Source organism: Marinomonas sp. 63XJN7_9_ISO-PGPR-S23-217, assembly GCF_056173515.1.
Map to the genome: position 1 here is coordinate 5,297,591 of NZ_CM149678.1, position 18,265 is coordinate 5,315,855.

Here is an 18,265-nt window from a genome sequence, read left to right on the forward strand (position 1 = left end):
CGGCATTCGTGACAGCCTCCCAGAAGGTGCTATCACCTATAAAAGTGTGCTGAAAGTCCAACCTTTTGGAAACACCTTAGCGTATGTCACGCTTAACGCCGACCAGCTCACAGACTATTTATCGGCGGTGGCCAGTATGCCGCCAGGCACTGGGGCCTTTGCCCAATTCCAAGGGGTATCACTCACCCTGAAAAATGGCAAAGCCACCCACATACTCATTAACGGTAAGCCACTTGAACAAGGTCGCACTTACCGCCTTGCCACCAACAACTACTCCGCCAGCGGTGGTGACGGCTACCCGAAACTCACCGATCTACCAAGCTATGTCAACACAGGCGACAGCGATGCGGACCTATTAGCAAAGTACATCAAACAGCACTCACCGCTGAATCCAGACGATTACGCCCCAACAGGGGCCATTCAACGGGAGCCATAGCCAATAAAAAAAACAGCCCCTTATAGGATGTAATGCAGTCTATCAGGGGCTGGTCTTATTCAAAAGATAAGCCGTGCTAACGCTTATTTTTTCTCAAACAATACATCCCGTTGCAGCGCCATGATTTCAGAAATACCTTTACGCGCCACTGCCAACATGCCCATCATATGCTCATCACTAAAGGCTTCGCCTTCGGCCGTTCCTTGAATCTCAATGAAACCTCCTTTGTCGTTCATGATGACATTCATATCGGTTGCGGCATTGGAATCTTCTAGATAATCCAAATCTAGTACGGGCACACCTTGATAAACCCCCACAGAAATGGCCGCGATTTGTGCCACAATAGGATTTTCTTTTACTTTTTTCGTTTCCACCAACACGCGCATGGCATCGGCCAACGCCACAAAACCACCGGTGATAGAGGCCGTACGAGTGCCGCCGTCGGCTTGAATGACATCACAGTCAATGGTGATCGTATTCTCACCTAATTTTTTTAAATCCACCGCGGCACGCAAAGAGCGACCAATTAAGCGTTGAATCTCAACCGTGCGACCGCCTTGCTTGCCTCGTGCGGCTTCGCGGTCCATACGGCTGTGCGTAGAACGAGGCAACATACCATATTCTGCGGTAATCCAACCTTGGCCCTTGCCTTTCAAGAAACGAGGCACGCCATTGACCACTGTCGCAGTACAAATAACCTTAGTATCGCCACATTCGATCAACACCGACCCTTCGGCATGTTTAGTAAAGTTGCGTGTGATCTTCAGGGAACGTAACTGATCTGCTTCTCTTCCGCTTGGACGCATATTTGCTCTCTCTGTCATAACCATTTTTAAAGGCCCAATTATAATGATCTTAGATAAAATTGCGCCCCCAGTGATGGGAAAAACCAACAATCTACGAAACTGTCGAAGCAGAGCCCGTTAAGCTACAATAAGCCCTTCGTTTTTCTCTTTATTTCTTTTTCTATTTATTGTTAGGTACTCAAGATGACAGCAAGCATGACCGCTTTCTCACGCCAAGAAGCCGTATTCGATTGGGGCACCATCAGCTGGGAAGTACGCTCAGTGAACCAACGCTACCTAGAACCCAGTTTTCGCCTACCGGAAAACTTCCGTGAGCTTGAGTTTGCTTTTCGTGATGTGCTGCGCAAAAAAATCAACCGAGGCAAACTAGAATGCCAATTGCGCTTTCAAGGCGTCGACAAAGCCGCCACCAGCTTGAGCATCAACCCAAGCAACGCCCAAGCCCTAGCGAAGGCTATCGATACACTTGGCACCTGGTTTAAAGACCTTGATCCAGCCAATCCGTTAGACATCTTAAAATGGCCGGGCATCCTAAGCGAAGAAGGCAGCGACTTTGAAGCCATCAAAAAAGCCGTCGTCGAACTCTTTAACCAATCGATTGACGAACTCATCCAAGTACGACTTCGTGAAGGCGCGCAGCTCAAAAACATCATCGAACAGCGCCTTGATGCCATTGACCACATCGTCGAAGACGTCAAAGCCAAATTGCCAGAGATTCTAGCCGCACAAAAACAAAACCTACTCGACAAACTGGAAGCCGCAAAAGTCGACCTCGACCCCATGCGTGTCGAAGCGGAAATCGTATTATTGGCACAAAAAGCCGACGTTGCCGAAGAACTGGATCGCCTCGCCACCCACACCAAAGAAGTGCGTCGTCAGCTACAACAAAACGGCCCCATCGGCCGCCGACTCGACTTCCTTATGCAAGAACTCAACCGCGAAGCCAACACCCTTTCGTCAAAATCCATCGTCGTGGAAACCACCCAAAGTGCTGTGGAATTGAAGGTGTTGATTGAGCAAATGAGAGAGCAGATTCAAAACATCGAATAAGGCATTTATAGCTTATCAACCTATCTTCCAAGCTCAATAGGGGCCTTTATGATGTCTGAAGCTATTGTTCATAAAATTACTTCTATTGAGCATGCTGTCAAACGTATCGAAGAGGTGTATCGCACCTTTCCTCAATTCGAAAACGGCTTTACCAACGAGCGGCGATTCATTGTTTAAATTTACTCTGACCCGTTTTATTTCGCCCATGCGATAGGAATCATGCACACCGAGTAGATAATCCAGCTCTGTCAGTCGACTTGTAGGTCGAATACCCTTATTCGCTTCAATAACAGCGCGACGCTGCATCAAGATACGTCCCCAGCGATCTGGCGAAGAGTCTAGGAATGCACGGAAGTTTTTATCTGATTCATCATTGTAAAACTCACCTGAATGAAGCGTTAACATAGGATCAATTTGCAAGCGATAGGCTGAGGCTAGAAACGCTTTATCGTAGGCAAAACTAAACACGCCACCTCGACTTGAGTCGCTGTAAGCAAGCTGCCCTATTGGCAAAGGCGCTTCAATTGGCTGCCAGTCGGCATAGACTTCGACGACTTCACGGCTCATCTTGAACCTTCCAGCAATTTTATGTTTTGCAGCTTGATACCCACTTCGTCGTGAGCGGCCATTTCTTCAAAATTACTCTCCATGCCAAGTACGGCCATTACCTTTAAGTAAGTGCCTATGGCAACGCCCGGATCACCTGCGAAGACTTTGTTCACGGTTTTATGATCAAAGCCAGTGCGCTCACACAGCAGCTTTTTTGTAAAACCACGTCGTTTCATCGCCAACAACAAGTCCTCACCAAAATGAGTCAGGATTTTGCGCTGCTTTGGAAACAATACATTGTGTAAATCACGCTTAGCCATATCACCAACCAAAGGGACTATATTCCCATTTTACCGAATATAATTGGATTAATATCCTGCTTTTAGGTTTGGCTTGTGCGTTATCTAAGCCAATGACACGAGGGCCTGACTGCCACAAGCCACCAAAATACACCTGAAAGGACGGCGCTGATCTCGGATGGCTCTGAGTGCCTGGCGCGCTTTAGCATCTAAATACCCATCTAGACGATGACCTTGCTATGTATTTATTGTGAATTGAAAAGTTTGATTTAATAAAGGCTGTACCTGTACCGTTCTACCAACAGGTTCTGTGTTTAAATAACGTCTTGAATCAATGGTCACAAATCCCCAAAACTGTAAAAATCGCTTAATAAATCGTGATTCAATTAACATGCTTAAGTTTCTTTCTGGTGAGAAGTAGTCATCAGTAGGGAATGCTAGTAGTAAATCGGGGAAAGCTGTCCTCACCTCTTCAATCAGCTGTTCTACACTGCTGTGGCTCTGAATGCGCCACAACATAAACAACCAAAAGGTACGCAAGTCGACATCGAACTCAAAACCGTCCAAATAACCCCAGTTATATTTGCTGATAGCGGCTTCTAACATAGGTTTAAAAAATGCCTGTATGCCTAGGGCTTGATACAGTTTTTGCGCTGATTTTTTTACATGGTAGCGACCGCTGCGCCGATAAATCATGCCACTAATTTCGGCTAGCACTCTGGTGTAGTGCAAGGCATTGAATTTGTCTTCGTTACTGCCCGCAAACTCGCTGATACTTATATCACGTTCGAATTGAGCAACAGCAAACTCAGGCAATAATTCACTGGCCTGTTTGACCAACTTAGTCGGTAAATTGCCTTTACTCGTGGTTTTGAATGATCCGTCTTGTGCCATGGCCTCATTAAGAATGAGCGCTAGATAACGCATCACAGGGCTGGCAGAAAGATCGTCTGGTGTGCTGATTGTCACCCACTGTAATTCATCAAAAGGCGCATAAAGCCAATTGGCCATTTGCGTGGGTGTCACGCCACAAAAATCGGGATGAGGTTGATTATTGCGATCCTGCACTTTGTGCTGTAAAGCTGCGTTGAGCTCATCAAGGCTCAAATTTGGATTCATTGCCAGCATGGCTTCCACATCATCGAAAACTTGGGCATGTTGCTTGGAGGCGCTGTTCATACAACAATGTTTAAATTTTTTACCACTGCCACAATGGCAAGGATCGTTACGACCAAGCTTCATTGTTCCTCCTTCTTATTGTTGTAGAAAAAGCGCTGCATTTTCCTGTTTGCGCTGATCCAATGTCTTAGCAATCGCAGACACTGTCGTTTTACTGATCCCTTGTTGCTGTGCAAGATACGTAAATTGGCTGATGGCTTCTGCGACTTCTTCAATGACTTGTCTGGCATCATGCCAATTCGCAAAGCCCGCACTGGTCGCTAGCTTTTGCATCACCTTAATCGGTGGCGCTTTGCCATAACCCCCGAACGCAGTGGCGTGTTCGTTGAATGGATGTGGGCTGTAAGTAACATCATAAAAAGGTGCAGGATCCCATTGACCGTCATCCGCTTGCAAAAACGCCCAGTTTTTACTGTGGTCGTCTTGGTTGGACAACAGCAGGTTAAAAACGGCACGGCGAAATTGCAGTTGTCCAGCAGCGGGAGATTTACACAACTGACGGCTGGCTTTTATCAAGTCAATATAATCTAAACTTGGCGTTCGAAAGTCTGCATCCAGCAGCCCGCAAGCGCTGTGCATATGCAATCGACCTGCACTGCGCTTGCTGCCTAAGTCGGCCTGTTCAGTGACATAATCAAAACGTTTGAGCGCCAACCAAGCAGGCGCACCGCTTGTAGGTGGTGCTTCAATGAGCTGCCAAATTGGCGGCTGGCACTTTGCTTGCTCAGCCACTTGCAAATAAACCGCCTCACACAAACCTTCTTCATGGCCGAGCGCTAGATTTTTCGAGGTAAACTTAATCAGCCAAGCTTCATCTCCAGGCTGAGCAAAGGTTCGACAATGCTGAGCTCCCCCAGCAGGCATATAAATCTGTGCCTTGGGCCTTGCCCCACCCGAACTCCCTCCGGCGACTAATGCGGTCAACACTTGTTGAGTATCCCCATCTAACTCATCGTGGTTGTCGTCTTTATAATCTGACATTGAAGAATCGAACAGCGTTTGTGCTTCTAAGCCTAAAGTAGCTAAATCAATATCCGCCCGCGTGGAGGCTGAAAACTCAGACACCGGAGAAAATGACAGCGCTCCCATGCCTTTATCACCGACAAAGGCCAGTCTATCCATCGCCGTTAATTGATTAGGCAGGATGCCCTTTTGCCGGAAAATACGATCTTGCAACAGCATGCCCCAGCCATCGGGCAAACAATCTCCAAATACGCCATGTACACCTTGGTGCGGCGCTTTAGGTGCGGCTTGAACTTGCGCATTCGCTTGCAAGGTAAAAGGTGATAAATTGCCAAACTGTTGCAAATAGCTGTCTGCATACTGAAAAAAAACGCCTTGCCGATTCTGCGCCAAGACTCCAACAGATATTTGTTCACCTGAGCTTAACGTACGAGTTACAGTGAGTTTCTGAATGGGTTTAAAACTCATCTTTTAGTACCTCATCAATACTAGAGGGCATAGCGGCGCGCTCTTTGTTAGGTTGTGTGAGCTCATATAAACGCCCAAGCGAGTCGAGGGTCTGCCATAGCAGCAGCAATTGGCGAAATGAAATTTGCCCGGTCAGCTCAAATTTCTTAATGGTGGCCGCAGGTACGCAGCTTCGCTCAGCAAGCGCCGCTCGTGACAACTTTGCTTGTTGGCGTAACTCACGTAAATAAGCCGCATAGGCTTGGCTTACATCGGTATCATCAAGTAAGGTAAAATTCATCCGTAAAGACCAAATGGATACAGTTATATCCATTATAGCGAAATAAAACAGAAAATGGATACTATCATGTCCATTTCTGGATGCGTTGTTGATAAAATCACTCGATAAAGCCTTTCTAAACTGCTATATTTTAGCCCTAACAGCAGCATAAAAACGGCACTGTTTTTCCATTGCTAACCACTAAGATTTAGTAAAAGCCATAGGCAGTTTGGTGGGCAAACAGACATTTTTGAACGGTTTCTTTTCGGTAAGTTATTGAGTTTGATAGGTTATAGCCTGTTACTCAATGAGCAGATTCGAATATTGAATAATTTTCTCTTGTTTTCCAACACTTTCTAATATTCACCAAAGCCCTGATTTAACAGGTTTTTTTCATTTCAGTATATTCTAACCCGTTTCATGTTGTTTCATCTTTCTGGTGAGTTAACTGGTGAGCAATACAACACTGTAACTTATGAATGCCCAGCTTCAATTATCAGTGTTGACGTGGTTTTTAAATTACAATTTTTACGGCAATAATTGACGTGAAATTACAAATTTACAAACCCAAAATTCAAATAGTTTGAAAAATCTAAAAATCACGTCAATAATCAACGTGTATTTTATTTTTTATAAACCAAGATGAGAGCAGTCATGCTGAACACTGAAGCCAGACAGCGACTACAGAAACTGCTGCCGTTGGATATGATCGCCACCAAATCATGGCTGGAGACGCAAGGACTCAACCTGCATTTTCTGGACAATGCAGTACGGAGCCAAACGCTGATCCCTGTCGCAGCCGGTGTTTACACTAGGCAAGAAGCGAAGCTATCCTGGAAAGGAATCGTTGCTTCGTTGCAACGTATGACCGATGTCCCTGTCCATGTTGGAGGTCTGACAGCGTTAGAGCTGGAAGGACTTGGCCATTACCTGTCCAAAGGAAACAAACCCAAGGTTCACCTCTATTCTGCTGAGATGCTGCCTAGATGGCTGGCTAGAATCGATGCGCCAGCACAATTTAAGTGGCATGGCACTCGTCGCCTATGGCCAGAGACGCTAATGCAAGACAACCAGTACCTGAGGCAAGATAGCTGGCAAGCATCACTTCCTTCATTACATTATTCCTGTCCAGAGAAAGCCATTTTGGAGCTTTTAGCTATAGTGCCCAATACCATCAGCTTTGAACATGCTGACCAACTTATGCAAGGATTACACAACCTATCGCCTCGAAAGCTGAATGCCTTGCTGAAAGCCTGTAGTAGTATCAAAGCAAAGCGACTCTTTCTCTGGCTGGCAGGAAGACATCAACACGCTTGGCTTAAGCACCTCACACCAGAACAGTATGCACTGGGCACTGGTAAACGACTGCTCGCTAAAGGTGGCAAACTAGAGCCAACTTGGCAAATAACAGTGCCTAAGGATATGTGAAAACATGAATAGACAAAGCCACTACTACCGACAAGTGCAGCTACTACTCAGGATTATTCCTTTTGTTGCGCAGCACGACTGTTTCGCTCTCAAAGGTGGAACCGCTATCAATTTGTTCGTTCGTGACTTTCCTCGACTTTCGGTTGATATCGACTTAGTTTTTCTGCCCATGATGGAACGGAATGAAGCCCTACAGACCATCAAGAGCAACCTAGAAACCCTAGCCACCACGATCACGGCTAACATCGACAATACTCGTGTTGTCCGCGCCTTCCAGGATAAATCAGATGCTCTGCGTTTATTGGTGGAGCGAGATAACGTTCAAATAAAAATTGAACTATCCCCTGTACTACGCGGTACGGTTTACGCCCCCCAAGTCATGCCAGTAAGTGGAGCTGTTGAAGATGAGTTTGGTTTTGCAGAGATGCCAGTGGTAAGTTTTGCCGATTTATACGCGGGAAAAATCTGTGCCGCACTGGATCGTCAACACCCAAGGGATCTTTTCGACGTCAAGCAACTACTTGATAACGAGGGCCTCATCGATGAGCTTCGCAAAGCCTTATTGGTTTATATTATTAGCCACCCACGTCCTATTGCCGAACTACTTAGACCAAACTTCAAGGACATTTCAGGCGTTTATGAAGGGGAGTTTCAGAATATGGCCGATCAAGACATTCCCCAAGCGGAACTCGAAGCAATTCGCGAACAGCCGGTGAGGCTCATAAACTCGTCTTTGACGCCTCAAGAGCGATCATTTTTACTGTCTTTCAAAAATCGTACCCCCGACTGGTCTCTTTTGGAACTTTCAGGAATCAACCAGTTGCCTGCTGTTCGTTGGAAAATGCAAAAACTGGCCAAAATGAACCCAGAAAAACATGAAGAAGCTTACCATCGACTACAACACATATTAGAAATATAAATATTGCTGTGCATGGCTACAAAACTTTTAGCTTAGGTATCCGGCGTTTTTCATAGCGACAAAAAGTCTGGTTCAAAATACACTCATTGAAAAACTTCAGGGATTCAATAAGCTTAGAAAAGGCCTATAATCCCAACTATCCCCGCCTTGAAATAAGGATTTTTAAAATTAATTCGTAAATTTTTGAAAGAATTAAAGGGTGAGTAGATTGGTGGGTAACACGAAAAAATAAACGCACAAAAACAACCTAAAAAATTGATTTTTAATTGTTTTTTATTTCAATCAATTATTCAGATCCAAACATCGAATAGGTTCTTAGGTAAAAAGTTACCCGTCCAAGAATGTTTTAACCCAATATGACCGACGCCGCTGCATTGCAGTACGCGTCGGTTATCATTTTAGCGCAGCGATATGCTTCGCAAGTGTGTCTCGATGGCTTCAATCATCGACTTGGTAAGCGGTAAATGCGCTTTTTCTTTCGCCCATACAGCCCAAAATGCCCAAGGGATGGCGTACTACTTTGAAGTTTCCTACTCAAAACCCTGTTTTGGTGAGTCGTGTGGATTGAGTCTTGATATGTCGAGTGTATCGACACAGAAAAGTGTTATGTCGAAAAAACAGAAAAATATCGACACATAAAATTGATATGTCGATTTAGACTGGAAGTTTAAACATGGCCTAGCAAGCAGAGCAGCCTTACAACACTTTCGGCGAAGATCTGTAGGAACCATGCTAGATAAAGCGGTAAAGCTGCTGATGCCTAGTGTCAGGCTGATTTACTTGTTCGGTTCACAGGCAGATGGCAGCTCGACCCCTCTAGTGATATCGACATCGCCGTGCTACTGGAGAAAAAAATGGATCCCGTAGCACGCTTTGACCTTGAACAAACTCTCGCCATCGAACTCAATCAAGACGTGGATTTAGTCGATCTACTAACGGCATCAACTGTATTGCAGAACCAAGTCATCATGAACGGTGAGCGACTCTTTGGTAGTGAAAACGAGCAAACCAAATTTGAAATGCAGGTTATGTCTATGTATCAGCATTTAAATGAAGAGCGAGCGGATATTCTGCGGGAGTTTTTAAAATGAACGACTCGATTCTAAATAAGTTAGCAACCATTGAGCACGGCTTGAGGCGTATTCGGGACGTTTATGCTTTATCAAAAGAAGAATTCGAAACCGACTATACCAGCCAAGATTCTATTGTTCTGAACCTTCAACGGGCCTGTGAAGCCAGCATTGATACCGCTAACATCATTAATAAACAGCATAAAACGGGGATTCCCCAAAGTAGCCGAGACAGTTTTGAACTACTCAAACAAGCTGGACTCATCTCTGCGCCGCTTGCTTTAAACTTGCAAAAAATGGTCGGGCTGCGCAATGTCGCTGTTCTCGACTATCAGACCCTTAACTTAGAAATAGTAAAGCATGTTGTAGAACATAGACTTAGTGATTTTGAAGAATTTGTTAAAGCAATTAAAAGCCTCGATCTATCCAATCTCATATGAAGAACTCTAGACCGCCTCAAGCTAGGATTCCGCTCTGAAGCCAATGTGCTTTCGTCTAAGTCGATTGCTCACCTTCATCCTTGATACCCCATTATGATTTATACCTTGGCAACTTCGAATGATCGACTTGATGGCAGGAACAGACTTTTTAGGTGCGACAAACAACTCTAGGTCGAGTACACGGGCTAGAGCAATCAAACTAGATATTCTGACTTACCTCTCCAATAAAAACTCAACCACAAAGTAAACATCCTATCATCGAAACGCCACAAAGAACTTAGGAGCTGAAAGTTCTGATTGAACAAATGAGAGAACAGAGTTCAAATATTGAGTAATTTTTACACATTGCAAGATAGAACCATGACTCGCTCTTTTGTTAGTATGCGTTAGCCCTATATGCTAAAGGAATGTATTCATATCTAAGGATGGATAGCTCTCTTGATGACTTAATCAGCCCCTCCTTATATCTTTATACGCTTTAGCAATATCTTAAAAAGATTAATAAGGAAGCTAAGCTATGGTCAGCTTTTTTGGTTTAAAACGCTATGACGTGGAATTGTCGCCCCCAGTAAAAGGCAGAATTACAGATAACGGTGAGCCAGTCGTTGGAGCTGAAGTCGTACGCGAGCTTTTCTACGCTGGCTACGATAAAAAGAATGCTCTATTTGACTCTTCAACTACCAATGATAATGGCGAATTTGAGTTTGATGAAAAAATCATTAAATCTCGTGCCCCGGGAGATATCTTTGGTCAGAACATTCCTATTTCCCAAAGAATTTATCTTAATAATGAAAAGAATCAAGAAAAACCATTTTATTACCTATGGAGAGTAAGTAAAGACCACAGTCCAGTCCCTACATTAGGCCTTTTAATGTTAAAATTAAATGCAGACCTAAAAAATAGTGAATTTGAATACACAATTGATACATCTGGATATGATGTCAGAAATAAACAGATGGTTATTAGCATTTGTGATTGGTCTGGAGAGAAAATCCTAGAAAAATTTAATAATGATGAGTTTGATGATTAATTTATAATATATTTAAAGGATGAAATATGACTGAGTTATCTCCCAGAATCGCATCACAACTAGCTTTACTTGTATATCAAATAGAGCAAAAAACTACAAGTATTAATATACCAAGAGGTATCAGGAAGCATTTTAAGTTTAATTTAAATAATGTAAAAACAGGTAGTACCGGCGGCTTTTTTTGGAGACAAGATACTGGTTTTGCCTTAATAGGAAAAGGCCATAGCGAACTATATAATAATGATCATGTTATCGCGATTAGAGGAACCAATACAAAAGCGGATGCCATCACCGATATAACCTGTCATTGTAAAAATAGTGACTCTGGCATGCCAGTTCATAAAGGCTTTCAATCTACTTTTGCTTCTCTTAGGGAGGGCATCGCTAGTTATATGAAACAACCAGAGGTTCTAAATGGTAATGGGGCCATCCATTGTGTCGGCCATAGCCTTGGCGGTGCAGTCGCCACACTGGTTGCAGATTGGATTAAAGCAACCTATGACAAAACCGTTTACCTATATACTTTTGGCAGCCCTCGCGTTGGCAAAAAAGGCTTTGCAGAAGTTAGTGGCGGACGTATAGATCAAATATTTCGCTGTGTGCATGCGTCCGACCCTGTTACTAAAGTTCCTGTTTGGCCCTTTGTACATACACCTAATAGCGGTCAAGAATATACAGCATTAAGAGCAGTGAACATTAGTCCAGCAACACACTCAATGGCAACGGCCCCTGGATATATTAATACAGCAGATCATAGCAGTTGGAGCGATATCTTCAGCCAGAAAGGCATGTCTGTTTATCAGCGTGTTAGGCTCAACTATGAAGACCGTCTAAATGCTTACTATTCCACTCACTGGGCCGATAAAATCACTGCCGCATTACTAACGCTATTGCATGATGGCGGCTTCACAGCCTTAGTGAGCTCCTTACAAACCGGGGCAGCCGCCATCGGTACCGTATATGACTTAATGGCACAGGCAGTAGTAAAAATCGCTTCCATGGTGGGCTTTGAAGATCAAGTCAGAGGGTTATTAGCACATATGATCGTCTTCTCAGGGCTAGCTGTTGGCATACCAACCAAGCTTACTTATTCTTTTATAAAATGGGTATTTGAAAATACCATCGCTAGACTACTTAAAGCAGCCAAAATTGCATTGCAATCAATTGCTTAATAGCCAATCAGTCAGGCCTAGCTATCTAACTCTGTTGGCCTGACTTACCTCTCTAATAAAAGTGCAACCACAAAGTAAACATCCTATCTTCGAAACCATCCAAAGTGCCGTTTAACTGAAAGTTCTGTTTTAAAAATGAGGTTTCAGATATTGAGTGATTTTTACACATTACAAAATAGAACAATGACTCGCTATTTTGTTAGTATTCGTTAACCCTATATGCTAAAGGAATGTATTCATATCTAAGGATGGATAGCTCTCTTGATGACTTAATCAGCCCATCCCTTTGTATTTATTCGCTTTAGCAATATCTTAAAAAGATTAATAAGGAAGCTAAGCTATGGTCAGCTTTTTTGGTTTAAAGCGTTATGACGTGGAATTGTCGCCCCCAGTAAAAGGCAGAATCACAGATAACGGTGAGCCCGTCATTGGTGTTGAAGTCGTACGCGAGCTTTTCTACGCTGGCTATGATAAAGAAAAAAGCCTCTATGATTACACTATTACCGATGATAATGGCGAATTTGAGTTTGATGAAAAAATCATTAAATCTCGTGCCCAGGGAGATATCTTTGGTCAGAACATTCCTATTTCCCAAAGAATTTATCTTAATAATGAAAAGAATCAAGAAAAACCATTTTATTACCTATGGAGAGTAAGTAAAGACCACAGTCCAGTCCCTCCATTAGGCCTTTTAATGTTAAAATTAAATGCAGACCTAAAAAATAGTGAATTTGAATACAGTATCGATACATCAGCATATAATGTAAGAAATGAGCAAATGGTTATTAGCATCTGTGATTGGTCTGGAGAGAAAATCCTAGAAAAATTCAATAATGATGAGTTTTATGATTAATTTACAATATATTTAAAGAATGAAAAGAACTCAATCAAGAAGCCAACACTCTACCGTCAAAACCTATCGTCGTCGGGACTATCCAAAGCCGCGTGTGGAGCTGAAAGCTCTGATTGAGTAAATCATAGAGCAAGTCCAAATATAGAATAAGGCCATCATTAGAGTAGCCTTCTCAATGAACACCCTACCCCACCGCCAGTTTCGCGGCCTGTTGCCACATAAAGTGTGGCATGGGTGTTTGCAGTTTCCATGTAATGCTCATAGGTTGTGAGCCGGTGTGAGACACGTATTCCACTTCTCCATAGTTAACAAAGCCCATGGTGCGGCCATATTCGTCTTGGGTTTGTTCTCGCACAAACAAAAATAGACGCTTGCCAATTTTTTGATGCTGGATATATTCCAAACCACGTCCGCGATCAGGTCTTGCGCTGTTTTGTGATTGCCAATGGAACAGCGATTCGTTGATGGCGTAGTCATGGTACATAGTAGTCGGTGAAAATTGCTTTTCATTTTTGTCGAGCGTGACAAAAAGCAGCTCGATGTTTTGTTCTTTGATCACAAACACGCCTTCCCGTGCAGGCGGTTGACGCTCAAATGTGGTTGCGCCGAACGCGACTAATATTTGCTCGCGGGCATAGCGGGCGTGAAGCCTCAGCGGCACGTGTTCAAGGTCCGGCATTTCAGGTTGCTCATGTTTGGTTTGTGCCTGTTGCCAAGTCACTACATCGAGCAGTTCATCTGTAACGCCCACGCGGTGCAGTACCTTCAAGCTTTGCTCAATTGATTCGAAGCCTGCATCTGGTCCCGTTTTTTGCCAGAAATCATAATGACACATTAGCTCCTGCCGATTTGCAGTGTCCGTGATTGCAAAATTGCTTTGGCATAGCTGCTTCAAAAAGCCCAGATACGCATGATCATCACACCCTAAGATACGGTTGTGTATGGCCTTTTTAAGCATTTTGAAAACGTCATTATCTGCACCTATTTCTTTGACTTCATCCTTGGATTTCGCCACTAGTTCTAGCCAACTACCGCGTTTATAGAGCTCATTGACATCAATATGCAGATGCTGTGCGAGAAAGTTCGCCAACGTCAGCGGCAAGGTAGAATACTGTGGGAATTGGCGAATCATGTCCGCCAGACGGCTTTTAGTAAGTGTTGCTTGTCGAATGTTGCTCAGTACCATCTCTTGGGTGCGTTTCGTCAGCTCAATTCGACAACCTAACGGCGCATGAGGGAAGCCTTGTTTGATTTCCTCACTGATCGCTTTCGGGCTTTTACCGACCAACGCTCTAAATTTGTTGGCAAAATCGTACTCTGGTCGTGAGTTTCCAACGAAGTCTAATACCGTACAGCATTCCTTTCCTTCAGCTAGGCGCAAACCACGGCCAAGCTGCTGTAAAAAGATGGTGAGACTTTCCGTTGGTCGTAAAAACAGCAAGGTATCGACTTCTGGAATATCGACCCCTTCATTAAATATATCCACGACACACAATACATTAATTTTTCCGCTACGAATCGCCTGTTGCTTCTGTTGACGCTCATCGCTGTTATCACTGGTTAGTACATCCGCTTTAATGCCTTTAAGTAGAAATTGGCTCGCCATATACTTTGCATGCTCACGGCTAACACAGAACGCCAATGCCTTCATTTGGCTGATATCGGTAACGATCTCCTGCAAACTCAGCAGTATTTTGTCAAAACGAGCTTGGTTGTGAGTATAAAGATTGGTGAGCTGAGTAATATCATAGCGACCTCGACTCCAAGAGATCGATCTTAAATCCGTATCGTCATCAATACCAAAATACTGGAACGGAGATAAATGACGGCGATTGATGGCTTCCGGCAAACGTAGCTCAGCAGCAATCACATCACCAAAGTCGGCCAAAATATCACCGCCATCATGACGCTCAGGTGTCGCCGTTAAGCCCAACAATAAGCTCGGCTGGAAATAGTCCAACACAGTACGATAGATATTCGCTTTAATATGATGCACTTCATCAATCACGATGTAATCGTAAAAGTCTGATGTAAGTTTGAGCTGATCCAATTGGTTATTGAGCGTCTGAATCGAAACAAATAACTGACGATAATGCGCTGGAGAATGACCACCAACCCAAAGTTCACCAAAGCTGCCATCGCGTAATACGCCGCGGTATGCTACTCGCGCCTGCTTCAAAATCTCTTCTCGATGCGCCACAAACAAGAAGGTCGCATTTGGTTTTTGCTTCACAAAACGAGCAAAATCAAAAGCGGAAATCAGTGTCTTTCCTGTACCGGTTGCGGCCACAACAAGATTGCGAAAGCGCTGATGTACCTCTCGTTCTACGGTCAACTGTTCCAAAATTTCACGTTGATGAGGGAAAGGCGTGATATCAAAAAAATGAGAGGTGTCTTGATCATTCCCCGTACGTTGCTGCCGTAACGCTTGATTTAATTTTTCCGAACTGCTCGCATCGCCATCAAAGCGCTCGAATTCATTCGACGCCCAATAGGTCTCAAACGTGCTCAACGATTTGTCGATAATATGGGGGATTTCTTGTGAAGTGATTTTTAGATTCCATTCCAAGCCATTGGTCAATGCGGAATGGGATAGGTTAGAAGAGCCGATATAACCTGTGTGATAGCCGGTATTGCGAAGAAACAAATAGCTTTTAGCATGAAGGCGTTCACGCTCTGTATTGTAGCTCAGTTTTACTTCGGTATTGGGCAAACTCGCCAAATACTCCACCGCTTTTGCATCGGTAGCACCCATGTAGGACGTTGTAATGACCTTTAGCTCTCGACCGCTGGCAGTGAATTCCTCAAGCTCTTTGCGGAAGATTCGAACCCCCGCCCACTTGATAAACGAAACCAACCAATAGATCTTATCCGCAGACAAGATCTCTCGTTTCAATTCAGACTCAAGGGATAGGCCTGCGTTACTGCCACAAAACAATTCACTTTGCGTCAGCCCGGTGAGAGGAAAGATGTCTTCCACATATTGTTTTAAATTTGCAGCAACAGGATTCTCCAGTTCATACAAAGCAGTCAGAATTTTGCCTTGGCTATCAAGGAGGTTTTCTTCGATTAAGCCATCATCTTGTAAACGTTCTTTTAACCAAAGCAATAACTCATTCGATAACTCGATTTGCTGTTGTAACTGCTGATCTCCCAATGGAACCAAGCCAATTGCATAATTCAAGATATTTCCGAGAAAACGCGATAGCCAAACCGATGCTTCAGCAGCTGATAACTCGCGTTCCCCCACGTAAAAACGATTCCGGTCTAAACGCTTTGCTACCAACTGAGTAATCAGCTGCTCGTATATACCTGACTGCTGCATAAAGTCCCTTTTGATAATTCTTCGATATACAATAACACCAAATGATTTTCGACGTTATGGCTTGTTTCACCAGATGAATCCATTCGAGGCAGTCAGGTGTCTTTAGTGCACGAACAAGGCTTTGCCATCAGCAAGCCTTGTTCGCTCGCAATGTGATTGGTGACTTCCGAGCACCGAATATTCTTAGATTTGGGTTCACGCCTTTGTATCTTCGCTACGTCGATATTTGGGATTGCATTGAAGTATTGGAAGATATCATGGAGCAAAAAGAATGGGATCGACTCGAGTTTAAAAAGCTGACGGCGGTGACCTGATTTATTCATCCAAACAGTGTTTTCAAAGTCTGGCAGCCGCAAATGGGGCTTCCAGAACCCGTCATAACGCAAATGTATTGACGCCCTTCCCACCGAAATGTTCACGAATATTTGCAATTAGAATAGCGGTTAAGACAAGTGATCGGATCTGCCCGCTCTTCTTTCTCATATCACTGCCATTGCAAATAACACCGTCAAGGTGAATAATCACTTATATACCAAGTGTTTGCAGACTCGTTACTTAGCCTAAGCGCTTCCTTCGTTGTTCAACGTGCGCAAAACAGGTCAAACGACTCTTCCAAAACACGCTACATTCCAGTATAAATTGATAATATTAAAAAAATATTACAATGATATAGCACAATAAATGAAAGTCTTTCTCAAATAATAAAAATAATGCTTAAAAATAAATGTTCACATTTACCAATAAAAATCTGTTAAGCGCTTTCCCTTTATAACCGTCATATAGTTGAGGGGTCAAAAGAGACCTCCTCGTTATGTGCATAATGAGCCTTTTCGGCTTTAACACTATTCGCTTGAGGATACCGCCATGTTTTGGAACACATCCCGAAAGAAACATCAGGACATGAACAATGAGCTTGAGTTATTAAAAGAGCGCAATGAGGCGTTAAACCAAGCATTACGAGAAAAAGATCAACAGATAGCAGAGTTGTCAGCACAAGTCTCGCCATCCAATGCATCGATTTCAAAAGACATTTTAGCGGGGCAAGTAACGTCCTCGGCAGATCAATTAACCATGCTAGGGCAACGGGTTCAGCTGATTTCAGAGGAACTTTTTGAACCCATGAGTGAGTGTGCAGGCACCAGCGATGAGCTTGAGCACAGCTGTACTCAGTTAGCAGGATTGAATGCTTCCATTGTTGAGATCTCCAGTAAAGCGACCAATAGCCTAGAATCCGTAAAAGAGCTGAAATCCCTGGCCGTCGAAATCAATAACTTTGCCAGCATCATCAATAAAATATCCGAGCAAACGAATTTATTAGCGCTCAATGCGGCCATTGAAGCGGCTCGCGCCGGTGAATCCGGACGAGGCTTTGCCGTCGTAGCTGACGAGGTCAGAGAATTGGCCAAACGCTCTAGAGAATCCAGCGAAGAAATTAGCGAACTGGTACAGCGCATTCAAGTCAGCACCGAAGAAGTAGAAGAAAGCATCGACGACTTAAGCAAACGAACCGAATCCCTTCACAACACCTCTTCTACTGTGACGCGCTCTTTTGAGCAGTCTACCGAGCAAACCAGCAACATCATTCATTCTGCCTACAAAGCCATGGCCTATGGACACCTCTCTTCTTGCATATTAGAAATGGTAAAACTGCAACACCGATGGTCGGCAATGTACCTCAATAATCAAACGCCCTCCCCTGATGAATTCGATCCCCGTAAGAGCCAGTTCGGCCAGTGGTATTTTGACGGTGAAGATAATGAGTACGACTTCCGAAACAATAACCACTTCAAACAAACAGGACACGACCTAACGGCACTCTTTCAACAGGGCCAATCCCTGTTTGAAGACGCCTTTCAGCAGCAAGCAAGCAATACACATCACCAAGTCTACTTAGATAAAATCCATACCATGGATTCAACTATTAGCAATATTCTCAAAGACTTAGACGCAGTGACCCAATACTTGCTTCAGAAAGTTGAAAGGCATTAACCTTTAAAAAGATGTCTCAAAAGCGAGCAA

General features: G+C 43.8%; 18 protein-coding genes and 1 pseudogene. 12 read left to right on the top strand and 7 right to left on the bottom strand.

Translation table 11 applies throughout. The features are described 5' to 3' along the window. The first annotated feature begins 4 nt into the window (after positions 1-4). The gene (locus tag AC0VYI_RS24655) at positions 5-436 is read left to right on the top strand and encodes a 5'-nucleotidase C-terminal domain-containing protein (RefSeq protein ID WP_475449846.1); all 432 of its coding nucleotides are present in this window, start codon (positions 5-7) and stop codon (positions 434-436) included. Between the two features lie 83 nt (positions 437-519). Here AC0VYI_RS24655 and rph read toward each other — a convergent pair whose 3' ends face one another. Continuing rightward, positions 520-1,242 carry a ribonuclease PH gene (gene rph, locus AC0VYI_RS24660; protein WP_475446229.1) on the bottom strand — a complete coding sequence of 241 codons (723 nt, stop codon included), beginning with the start codon at positions 1,240-1,242 and terminating at the stop codon, positions 520-522. A gap of 183 nt (positions 1,243-1,425) precedes the next feature. Here rph and AC0VYI_RS24665 point away from each other — a divergent pair, with 183 nt between their 5' ends. Continuing rightward, positions 1,426-2,292 (top strand): YicC/YloC family endoribonuclease, encoded by an 867-nt coding sequence (locus AC0VYI_RS24665; RefSeq protein ID WP_475446231.1) that lies wholly within the window; start codon positions 1,426-1,428, stop codon positions 2,290-2,292. Between the two features lie 33 nt (positions 2,293-2,325). Here AC0VYI_RS24665 and AC0VYI_RS24670 read toward each other — a convergent pair whose 3' ends face one another. From AC0VYI_RS24670 to AC0VYI_RS24690, 5 genes are all read right to left on the bottom strand, one after another. Beyond that, positions 2,326-2,859, bottom strand: a complete 534-nt coding sequence (locus tag AC0VYI_RS24670; protein ID WP_475446233.1) for a HipA N-terminal domain-containing protein — start codon at positions 2,857-2,859, stop codon at positions 2,326-2,328. Continuing rightward, the gene (locus AC0VYI_RS24675; RefSeq protein ID WP_475446235.1) at positions 2,856-3,161 is read right to left on the bottom strand and encodes a transcriptional regulator; all 306 of its coding nucleotides are present in this window, start codon (positions 3,159-3,161) and stop codon (positions 2,856-2,858) included. Before AC0VYI_RS24675 ends, AC0VYI_RS24670 begins: the two co-directional genes overlap by 4 nt. 216 nt (positions 3,162-3,377) lie before the next feature. Further along, positions 3,378-4,382, bottom strand: a complete 1,005-nt coding sequence (locus tag AC0VYI_RS24680) for a YecA family protein (protein ID WP_475446237.1) — start codon at positions 4,380-4,382, stop codon at positions 3,378-3,380. 12 nt (positions 4,383-4,394) lie between these two features. Then, the gene (locus tag AC0VYI_RS24685; RefSeq protein WP_475446239.1) at positions 4,395-5,750 is read right to left on the bottom strand and encodes a type II toxin-antitoxin system HipA family toxin; all 1,356 of its coding nucleotides are present in this window, start codon (positions 5,748-5,750) and stop codon (positions 4,395-4,397) included. Next, entirely contained in the window at positions 5,740-6,063 is a 324-nt protein-coding gene (locus AC0VYI_RS24690; RefSeq protein WP_475446241.1) for a helix-turn-helix domain-containing protein, read from the bottom strand. The genes AC0VYI_RS24685 and AC0VYI_RS24690 overlap by 11 nt, the downstream gene beginning before the upstream one ends. A 600-nt stretch (positions 6,064-6,663) precedes the next feature. Between AC0VYI_RS24690 and AC0VYI_RS24695 the strand changes: the two genes are divergently transcribed. The 8 genes and pseudogenes from AC0VYI_RS24695 (at position 6,664) to AC0VYI_RS24730 (ending at position 12,921) form a co-directional block, all read left to right on the top strand. After that, positions 6,664-7,437 carry a type IV toxin-antitoxin system AbiEi family antitoxin domain-containing protein gene (locus AC0VYI_RS24695; RefSeq protein WP_475446243.1) on the top strand — a complete coding sequence of 258 codons (774 nt, stop codon included), beginning with the start codon at positions 6,664-6,666 and terminating at the stop codon, positions 7,435-7,437. A 4-nt stretch (positions 7,438-7,441) separates the two neighbouring features. Beyond that, positions 7,442-8,356, top strand: coding sequence for a nucleotidyl transferase AbiEii/AbiGii toxin family protein (locus AC0VYI_RS24700; protein ID WP_475446245.1), 915 nt, complete (start codon positions 7,442-7,444; stop codon positions 8,354-8,356). A gap of 432 nt (positions 8,357-8,788) precedes the next feature. Beyond that, positions 8,789-8,995: a hypothetical protein gene (locus tag AC0VYI_RS24705; protein ID WP_475446247.1), complete on the top strand. Its 207-nt coding sequence runs from the start codon at positions 8,789-8,791 to the stop codon at positions 8,993-8,995. A 173-nt stretch (positions 8,996-9,168) separates the two neighbouring features. Then, positions 9,169-9,447 (top strand): annotated as a pseudogene (gene mntA / locus AC0VYI_RS24710) (type VII toxin-antitoxin system MntA family adenylyltransferase antitoxin); the annotation flags it as partial. Beyond that, positions 9,444-9,866, top strand: a complete 423-nt coding sequence (hepT, locus tag AC0VYI_RS24715; protein ID WP_475446248.1) for a type VII toxin-antitoxin system HepT family RNase toxin — start codon at positions 9,444-9,446, stop codon at positions 9,864-9,866. The pseudogene mntA and the gene hepT, both read left to right, overlap by 4 nt. A gap of 517 nt (positions 9,867-10,383) precedes the next feature. Then, positions 10,384-10,896, top strand: coding sequence for a DUF6795 domain-containing protein (locus tag AC0VYI_RS24720; protein ID WP_475446250.1), 513 nt, complete (start codon positions 10,384-10,386; stop codon positions 10,894-10,896). A 26-nt stretch (positions 10,897-10,922) separates the two neighbouring features. Further along, positions 10,923-12,068, top strand: coding sequence for a lipase family protein (locus AC0VYI_RS24725; RefSeq protein WP_475446252.1), 1,146 nt, complete (start codon positions 10,923-10,925; stop codon positions 12,066-12,068). 340 nt (positions 12,069-12,408) lie between these two features. After that, the gene (locus AC0VYI_RS24730) at positions 12,409-12,921 is read left to right on the top strand and encodes a DUF6795 domain-containing protein (RefSeq protein WP_475446254.1); all 513 of its coding nucleotides are present in this window, start codon (positions 12,409-12,411) and stop codon (positions 12,919-12,921) included. A gap of 184 nt (positions 12,922-13,105) precedes the next feature. Here the strand turns inward: AC0VYI_RS24730 and AC0VYI_RS24735 are convergent, their stop codons facing one another. Continuing rightward, positions 13,106-16,246, bottom strand: coding sequence for a DEAD/DEAH box helicase (locus tag AC0VYI_RS24735; protein WP_475446256.1), 3,141 nt, complete (start codon positions 16,244-16,246; stop codon positions 13,106-13,108). A gap of 137 nt (positions 16,247-16,383) precedes the next feature. Here AC0VYI_RS24735 and AC0VYI_RS24740 point away from each other — a divergent pair, with 137 nt between their 5' ends. Both AC0VYI_RS24740 and AC0VYI_RS24745 read left to right on the top strand, forming a co-directional pair. After that, positions 16,384-16,560, top strand: a complete 177-nt coding sequence (locus tag AC0VYI_RS24740; protein WP_475446258.1) for a kynureninase/PvdN C-terminal domain-containing protein — start codon at positions 16,384-16,386, stop codon at positions 16,558-16,560. Between the two features lie 586 nt (positions 16,561-17,146). Next, complete coding sequence (locus AC0VYI_RS24745) at positions 17,147-18,235, top strand: methyl-accepting chemotaxis protein (RefSeq protein WP_475446260.1); 1,089 nt, start codon at positions 17,147-17,149, stop codon at positions 18,233-18,235. Positions 18,236-18,265 lie beyond the last annotated feature (30 nt).

Bases quoted from the DNA above. Each gene is read 5' to 3' on its own strand.
- rph (WP_475446229.1), bottom strand. From the start codon at position 1,242: ATGCGTCCAAGCGGAAGAGAAGCAGATCAGTTACGTTCCCTGAAGATC.
- AC0VYI_RS24665 (WP_475446231.1), top strand. From the start codon at position 1,426: ATGACAGCAAGCATGACCGCTTTCTCACGCCAAGAAGCCGTATTCGAT.
- AC0VYI_RS24670 (WP_475446233.1), bottom strand. From the start codon at position 2,859: ATGAGCCGTGAAGTCGTCGAAGTCTATGCCGACTGGCAGCCAATTGAA.
- AC0VYI_RS24675 (WP_475446235.1), bottom strand. From the start codon at position 3,161: ATGGCTAAGCGTGATTTACACAATGTATTGTTTCCAAAGCAGCGCAAA.
- AC0VYI_RS24680 (WP_475446237.1), bottom strand. From the start codon at position 4,382: ATGAAGCTTGGTCGTAACGATCCTTGCCATTGTGGCAGTGGTAAAAAA.
- AC0VYI_RS24685 (WP_475446239.1), bottom strand. From the start codon at position 5,750: ATGAGTTTTAAACCCATTCAGAAACTCACTGTAACTCGTACGTTAAGC.
- AC0VYI_RS24690 (WP_475446241.1), bottom strand. From the start codon at position 6,063: ATGGATATAACTGTATCCATTTGGTCTTTACGGATGAATTTTACCTTA.
- AC0VYI_RS24695 (WP_475446243.1), top strand. From the start codon at position 6,664: ATGCTGAACACTGAAGCCAGACAGCGACTACAGAAACTGCTGCCGTTG.
- AC0VYI_RS24700 (WP_475446245.1), top strand. From the start codon at position 7,442: ATGAATAGACAAAGCCACTACTACCGACAAGTGCAGCTACTACTCAGG.
- AC0VYI_RS24705 (WP_475446247.1), top strand. From the start codon at position 8,789: ATGGCTTCAATCATCGACTTGGTAAGCGGTAAATGCGCTTTTTCTTTC.
- hepT (WP_475446248.1), top strand. From the start codon at position 9,444: ATGAACGACTCGATTCTAAATAAGTTAGCAACCATTGAGCACGGCTTG.
- AC0VYI_RS24720 (WP_475446250.1), top strand. From the start codon at position 10,384: ATGGTCAGCTTTTTTGGTTTAAAACGCTATGACGTGGAATTGTCGCCC.
- AC0VYI_RS24725 (WP_475446252.1), top strand. From the start codon at position 10,923: ATGACTGAGTTATCTCCCAGAATCGCATCACAACTAGCTTTACTTGTA.
- AC0VYI_RS24730 (WP_475446254.1), top strand. From the start codon at position 12,409: ATGGTCAGCTTTTTTGGTTTAAAGCGTTATGACGTGGAATTGTCGCCC.
- AC0VYI_RS24735 (WP_475446256.1), bottom strand. From the start codon at position 16,246: ATGCAGCAGTCAGGTATATACGAGCAGCTGATTACTCAGTTGGTAGCA.
- AC0VYI_RS24745 (WP_475446260.1), top strand. From the start codon at position 17,147: ATGAACAATGAGCTTGAGTTATTAAAAGAGCGCAATGAGGCGTTAAAC.